This is a genomic window from Psychrobacter glacincola (assembly GCF_965118485.1).
Taxonomy (GTDB): Bacteria; Pseudomonadota; Gammaproteobacteria; order Pseudomonadales; family Moraxellaceae; genus Psychrobacter; species Psychrobacter glacincola_D.
In genome coordinates this window covers 23,380-29,395 of record NZ_CBCPJH010000040.1, presented here as the reverse complement: position 1 = coordinate 29,395, position 6,016 = coordinate 23,380, and the positions used below count along the sequence as shown (strand labels likewise).

At 41.7% G+C, this 6,016-nt stretch carries 4 protein-coding genes; all 4 read left to right on the top strand.

The genetic code is table 11. The features are described 5' to 3' along the window. Nucleotides 1–680 (top strand): protein-disulfide reductase DsbD N-terminal domain-containing protein (locus tag ACMHKH_RS12640; protein ID WP_413520996.1); only part of this gene is annotated, 680 nt, incomplete at its 5' end. Nucleotides 681–749: 69 nt separating this feature from the next. Continuing rightward, nucleotides 750–2,963 (top strand): protein-disulfide reductase DsbD domain-containing protein, encoded by a 2,214-nt coding sequence (locus ACMHKH_RS12635; protein ID WP_413520995.1) that lies wholly within the window; start codon nucleotides 750–752, stop codon nucleotides 2,961–2,963. 495 nt (nucleotides 2,964–3,458) lie between these two features. Beyond that, the gene (locus ACMHKH_RS12630) at nucleotides 3,459–4,931 is read left to right on the top strand and encodes a phospholipase A (RefSeq protein ID WP_413520994.1); all 1,473 of its coding nucleotides are present in this window, start codon (nucleotides 3,459–3,461) and stop codon (nucleotides 4,929–4,931) included. A 48-nt stretch (nucleotides 4,932–4,979) separates the two neighbouring features. Then, nucleotides 4,980–5,801 carry a ComF family protein gene (locus ACMHKH_RS12625; RefSeq protein WP_413520993.1) on the top strand — a complete coding sequence of 274 codons (822 nt, stop codon included), beginning with the start codon at nucleotides 4,980–4,982 and terminating at the stop codon, nucleotides 5,799–5,801. Nucleotides 5,802–6,016 lie beyond the last annotated feature (215 nt).

Below are 6,016 nucleotides of genomic sequence, written 5' to 3'. Positions count from 1 at the left end.
TCGCTTTAGGGAGGGGAGGGGGTCAAGAACATCAGCAATACCAAATAAATAGATTTTTAATTGAATCAGTATTCAGAACAATGTTTCTTAAAGCCATCCGAGGTAATCATATGTCTATTAAAATACCAACAGCGACAGCAGCTATTGCTAGCAAACAAGCTACTAAAAAGTCTTATGCGCTTGCCATACTTACAATGGCAACGTCCGCCTTGATGGCGGCTTTATCAATGACATCTATCAGCGCTCAGGCGGCAGGTTTGAATGAATTGTTTAGCAATAATAGCGCTCAGCAATCAAAATTCTTGCCAGTAGACAAAGCGTTCCAAGTCATTAGTAGTAATAAAGCGACTACTAAAGGTACCCAGTTATCAATTACTTTTGACATTACGCCAGGTCATTACGTCTATAAAGATAAGCTGACGGTAAACTTCCCAAAAGGTATCAGCGCGGCACCATTTACCTTTAGCCAAGCACCGGTTTCTATTGATGATCCAACCTTTGGTAAAGTGCCTGTATTTACCCAAAAAACCATTGTAGCAACCACCATGCTAACCACCAAAAATGGCAAAGCAGCAAAGAATGTGCCTGTTATGATTGGCTGGCAAGGTTGTGCAAAAGCAGGTCTATGCTATCCGCCAGAGAAAATTAAAACCACGCTCAACATCGCAGCCAAACGTTAGTAATCAGAAGATAACGAGTAAGTTGATTTACACAGTCTTTATAAAGTCGTTATAAATAGGTAGCCCTTCATGTCCATCAAGACCGCGAAAACCATATCATCAATCCAAACGTTATCAATGAAAGAAATGAAAAAAAAGCCGTTATCAACAAAAAAAAATACTAGAAAGAAATCGTATCTATTGGCATTAACCATTGCCAGTAGCTCGTTGGCGGTAGGGTTGAGTGCGACGACGATGACGACGCAAGCGGCAGGATTGGGCGACCTATTTAGTAGCAATGAAAGTGCTGGACAAGCGAAGTTTTTGTCAGTGGATAAGGCTTTTCAGGTCACCAGTAGCAGTAAGTCCGCAAAATCTGGGACCCAGTTATCCGTTAATTTTGATATCACGCCAGAGCATTACGTTTATAAAAATCAGCTTAAACTGATCTTACCTGCTGGCGTTACGGCTGCACCTTTTAAATTTAGTCAAAAGCCTGTCTTAATTGATGATCCCACTTTTGGCAAAGTACCAGTATTTGATCAAAAAAATATGGTTGCAACCACCACTTTGACTAGCAGCAGCGGTAAAAGTGTGGACAATGCAGAGGTAGTGATTGGTTGGCAGGGCTGTGCCAAAGCTGGGCTTTGCTACCCACCAGAAAAAATTAAAACCACCGTTAATCTTGCGGCGGTATCTACGTCAAATGCTGCAAGTACTGCAAGTAGTACAGCAGCAAGCACTTCTGTAACATCAGAAACGCCAAATGCAGCAGATGCCAATAGTCTTGAAGCAGGTAGTCTTGAAGCCAATAACCTTGCAGAAAACACGCTTGAACAGAATAGTCTCGAAGCAGAACAAACGCTATCGGATGATGAGGTGGTTGACTATGCTTTACTCGAAGATGATTCATTAGAAGGCGAGTTGACGGGTGCCACTACGATTTCTGGTGCAGACTCCGAAGTATCAAATAATAATGCTGCAACCAATGATACGGTAGTCGCCAATAACTTGGAAGAAAGTGATCCGTTTGGTTTAGCTAAGCACCCTTGGTTAGCATTAGGGTTGTTATTTTTGGCAGGACTTGGCTTAGCGTTTACGCCTTGTGTGCTACCGATGCTGCCGATTGTCGCTAATATTGTCGCCCGTCAGCAGAATCCAACGGTTAGAAAAGGCGTTATTTTAATCACTAGCTATGCGATAGGGGTGTCTATCGCTTACGGCATCTTAGGTGCGGTGATTGCCGTATTTGGTGAATCATTAGGGATTATTGGTTGGCTACAAAACCCGATAATCTTGATTAGCTTTGCGATAGTATTCATTTTGCTTGCTCTTTATATGTTAGAGGTATTTACGATTCGTCTACCGTATTTTATCACTAGTAAGATGCAAGGCTTAAGCCAAGCAGGTGATAGTAAGCTTGGTAGCGCAGGCGGCAGTTTAGCGGCCGGATTTCTATCGGCGTTAGTAGTATCGCCTTGTGTGTCAGCGCCATTATTTGGCGCGCTACTTGCTGTCTCAACGATTGGTAATCCGTTATTAGGCTTTGCTGCATTATTTATGCTTGGTTTTGGTTTGTCAGCGCCGCTGATTTTAATCGGTGCTACCCAAGGCAGTATCATGCCAAAAGCAGGCGAGTGGATGAACTGGGTCAAGCAAGGTTTTGCCTTACTATTATTTGCCGTGGCATTATTACTGATTGAGCGTGTCTTTATATCACCGCTGATGCTGCTAGTATGGGCATTATGGTTTATGGTAGTAGCGACATGGGCATGTAGCTGGCTTGGTAAAGGTCGAATGCTTTCGCAAGCTATTGGTTTGATTGCTGGTATTTGGGCAACTACTTTGGTTATTGGCGCTGCACTCGGCAATGATGATAGCTTACATCCATTAGAGTCGTTAAGTTCGGCTCCGATGTTAGTACAGTCTGCTGATGGTCAAGCTACTGCTCAAAACAGTGCATCAAACACCTCAGATAAACACATTACGACGCTGGCAGAATTGGATGCTATCACCGCCGCTAATCCTAAAGTCTTGGTCGATGTGACCGCTGATTGGTGTATTGAATGCCGTATTATGGATAAAAACTTATTTACCAGTCGCCCTGCGCAAATGCAAGGTTGGCAGCTAGTAAGATTAGATATTACAGAAACTACAGCGGATTCTAAAGCGATTTTAGCGCGGTATAAGCTCTTTGGTCCGCCAACTTTACTGTATTATCAAGATGGTCAATTGGTAAAAAAACAAGTAGGCGAGACTGGTCGCGCTGAGTTTGAGCAAACTTTAACGGCACTGAATGAATAAGTATTAGCTTAAAGGATTTTATCTTTTGCTGATTATATAAATGCTAATTAGCGAAGCCAACGTACCATGACGGTATGTTGGCTTTTTTGCATGTATTACAGCAGTATGTATCTATGAGCTATTAAAGTATTTTATAAATGGCATGTTTGATATGATGAATGGCGTTGCAAATTATTTTATTCACACGTAATTTAAGCCATACGTCTTTTATAATAGAGCATTTATAAGTATTTGGTTTTACCACACTTATGCTTATATACACGTGCCTAATGCATCAATAAAGCTAGTATAGTGCGTACATTTTCATTACAATAAAGCAACATTGCTAAATGCGCGCGATTCCGTGCTATGGCAAATTTTTATCTCCAATAATATCTAAGCTTTATCGATTTTCTATTCTTGTTTAGCGCCATCGCTAATGGTTATATCAATCATCTCATATATTCTACTGACGACCACTATGGTTAATGATGCTCAGTGGGATAAAGGATACTTATGTTTTCCAATATTACTTCGCAGCGCCCATTTTTTAATAATAGCAAAGCGCCTAAACAAATCATTATTCAAACGAATAAGTGCGTTTTGTCTATCGCTGTGGGCATTGCGCTCAGTTGTGTCGCGCTACAAGCGCAGGCTGCTAATACAACTAAAAATAATAAAACACTGCCATTTCCAGAAGCCGCGTTTGAATATGAAGGTTATGAAGTGCCACAGAATAGAAACCAGCAGCCTGCGAATGCTGCTGCGCAAAATAGTAATGTGGTCAGCAAAGAGTTCGTCGCTCAGCAAGCCGCGTTGTTTTTTGAATGTTCCCAAGTGCAGACTAGCTCTGCTAGGTTAGCATGTTTTGATAAGGTTGCTGAACAGGGCAAGACGCCAAGTTATGTAACGGGTAAACAGCCCTTAGATTTGGCTAAAACAGTTCAAAGTACGCTTTCAGGTAACCCGCAGGTAGTGTTAGCAGAAGGAAGTGGTACTGTTGAAACTGCTAACGGCAATGCTATCGCTAAAAAATTGTCTAGTAACGCTTCACAAGATAGTGAGACAAACCTTTCTGCTGAAACTGAAAGTTTAGATACGATTGGTCTGACACAAAGAGAGGCAGAAGTATTAGAAAATGTCGGTGTGACTCAAGCAGATATTGAAAAGTATACGCCGCTAAGCTTAGCTTATGATCTTGATAAAAACAGCGAGCGCGGTATATGGACAGTTAGACCGTACCGTCCAACCTATGTGATGCCGCTGTTTTATACCTTTGACCCTAATTTAAATCCCACTACGCCATCGCGAGAGCCTGAGTCTTTCACGTCAAATGATGTGCGTAACACGGACTTAAAATTTCAATTATCATTGAAAACTAAAGTCGCAGAAGACTTGTTTAATACCAATGCTGATTTGTGGTTCGGTTATACCCAAGAGTCGCATTGGCAAGTTTATAACGAAGATAATTCACGACCATTTCGAGCAACTGATTATCAGCCGGAGATATTTTTGACACAGCCTGTGACGGCAAATCTACCGTTTGGTGGGCGCTTACGCATGCTTGGAGTAGGTGCTATTCACCATTCAAACGGTCAAGATGATCCATTATCACGTTCATGGAATCGTGCTTATCTGATGGCAGGCGCTGAGTGGGGCAAGTTATCGGTCATACCGCGCATATGGGCGCGTGTGAATAACGAAGACAGTAGCAGTGAAGACAATCCAGATATCGAGGATTTCATGGGTTATGGCGATATCAAGTTCTTATATGATTTGCCAAATCAACAGAGCCTAAGTGGGACGTTGCGCTACAATCCAGGTACCAATAAAGGTGCTGCCCAAATTGATTATGTTTATCCATTGACGAAAAACGTCAATGGTTTCGTGCAAGTATTCCAAGGTTATGGCGAGTCTATCGTTGATTATAACTACGAAAACACCGCTATCGGCTTTGGTATCGTACTAAATGACTGGAAAGGGCTATAGTATCAACGCTTATAATATCGGTGCCTATCGTTATAGTGACAGCAGATTATGCGTTACTTAGCACCTTATCAAACGGGTCTATGGCTGGCAGAGTATCTCAATATACGCTGCCAGTTATGCGCGGTTTATCGTAGCCTACCGCAGTCGCAGCTCTCACAAAGTCACTCCTTATTAAACCCTTCCTTATCCAGTCAGCATTCATTTTTTACCAATATACGTAAGCAATTTAATCAGCGTTTTAGTAGCGGATTTTTATGTGCCCGCTGCCATCATAGTATTAAATGGCTGCCAAAACCTTTCACTGTTGATATTGCATCTGGCATGACGCTCGATATTCAAGCAGCCACTTATTATGATTATCCGATGCGCCAAGCTATCAGAGCCTTTAAGCATCATGAGGACATGACAAAGTTGCCATTATTGCTACATGCACTACGCCAAATGCCGCGCCCTCACGGCTGTCATCAGAATAATAGTGTCATTGTTGCCATGTCAACGACCAATCAGCGTCTTATCAAACGTGGTTTTGACCCTGTTAGTATTTTGGCTGCGCATTTATCTAAACACTGGGATATTCCTCTATGGCAGGATGTTAAGCGTACTGATGATACAGTCAGCCAGCAAGGACTCACGCGTGCTGAACGCTTAAGTAATCTAAACAATGCCTTTACCCTAATCGAGCCCGCTCCCGTTAAGCGTTTAATCTTATTTGATGATGTAGCGACTACAGGGGCTAGCTTGCAAGCGTTAGGTCGCGCTGCAGTGTTGCTTTCCCAGTCAATGTCTATAGTTCCATCTATAGCCACTTCCAAATCCCACGGTGATTATTATCTATATGCTTATGCATTGGCGCATGGTAGTCACTCATAAACGCTAACGACACTTATTGGCAATTACTATTATGTTGCTAATATGTTACCCTCGCATTATATTAACGACTAAATTGACCATTAATGAATATCACCAAATAATAATAAACGATTTAATATTTTCATAGAAAATGAAGTATTAGAGCTTCATGGCTAATATGTTTTATGGAACAAAAATTGCATATTTAAAGTTGAATATACGAGATTTGAATTTAC